This is a genomic window from Moorena sp. SIO2C4, assembly GCF_010672485.1.
Taxonomy (GTDB): Bacteria; Cyanobacteriota; Cyanobacteriia; order Cyanobacteriales; family Coleofasciculaceae; genus Moorena; species Moorena producens.
The window spans coordinates 1-1,228 of the sequence record NZ_JAAHGN010001512.1 but is presented as its reverse complement, the minus strand read 5'-3'; the positions used below and the strand labels follow the sequence as shown (position 1 = coordinate 1,228).

Sequence of the window (1,228 nt, the reverse complement as noted above, 5' to 3'; positions counted from 1 at the left end):
TAGACCAAGGATCGCCAAGGCAAGATGCAATAGCATCCAGGGGGTATCTCCCAAAGCTCTCGGGAATATCCCGCGAGCGCCATAAAAATGTCAAAAAAGTCTAACACCGGGATGTAACCGCAACTATTAAACCCTTGGTTTTCGGCTTTAATTTAAGTTACATAATAATCCCTGTCGGTGTTACCCTAATTTAAGTCTAACAAATAATAAGAGTTTTTGGTAGACTCTGCGACATTTTCTCTAGCTGTTTACTAACCCTTTTAGCCCCAGCTTTCCCCAACTCTGGACTCTTCCCCCTATTCCCCCTGCCCTCTTAAGTGCTTTAGGTGATATGGTTTGAACTCAACTTGCCATAAGTCCTATGCTTATGCCTTTTTCCTTTCAACATACCTTTTTCATTTTGATTTGTGTCCGACTATTGCTAATTAGTCAAGAGGCTACCGGACTGAATTTGAAAATTTTTAGATTTTAGAAGCTATATTGCTTTAATTTAGGCAAATACAAGGGAAATTTGCGCAATATAGCTGGTTTTAGGCTTCCGACCCTAAGCTGAGAACATGACCGTTCGCTTGCAATCGGCTCTAACAATAGTTACACTTCTTTAAACAAACTTTAGTTTCATACATACTTTGTCCTACCTAAGTTGCCAATGGCAAAATCTAGGGTGGCTACCCAAGTAGCGATACAGTTAGGTTCACACCTAACCAAGGTCGGTCGGAGAGCTTGAAAGCTCTCCAAACAGTGTCAAATTAAAGAAATCATACCGTAAGCGTTGTCAGATTAGGTTTTTAACCCCTCGAACAACGTGACTCTTAGAATCCTCTGTGTTTGAAGCGGGGGAGATTTCAAGGCGATTTCTAACATACTGATCAAAAGAAGCGTCGAAGTAAAAACTCTATATTAGGAGGAGCGTAGTCAATGGGACTACCCTGGTACCGAGTACACACGGTCGTCCTGAATGATCCAGGACGTCTGCTAGCTGTGCACTTGATGCATACAGCCCTGGTGGCAGGCTGGGCTGGTTCAATGGCCCTGTACGAATTGGCAATTTTTGATCCGAGTGACCCGGTTCTTAACCCGATGTGGCGTCAGGGGATGTTCGTCATGCCCTTTATGGCTCACGAGCCTTGACTTGGATTCGAACCCGGACCCTACGTGTAGCAGCAGTTCGCGCTAACCACTACACTATACCGGCTCGCCTTTCTTTTTAAAGAGATTACATATTTGA

At 43.8% G+C, this 1,228-nt stretch carries 1 pseudogene; it reads left to right on the top strand.

The annotated features are described in order from the left end of the window. Window positions 1-918: 918 nt before the first annotated feature. Window positions 919-1,119 (top strand): annotated as a pseudogene (locus tag F6K20_RS39085) (photosystem II chlorophyll-binding protein CP47); the annotation flags it as partial. Window positions 1,120-1,228: the final 109 nt, after the last annotated feature.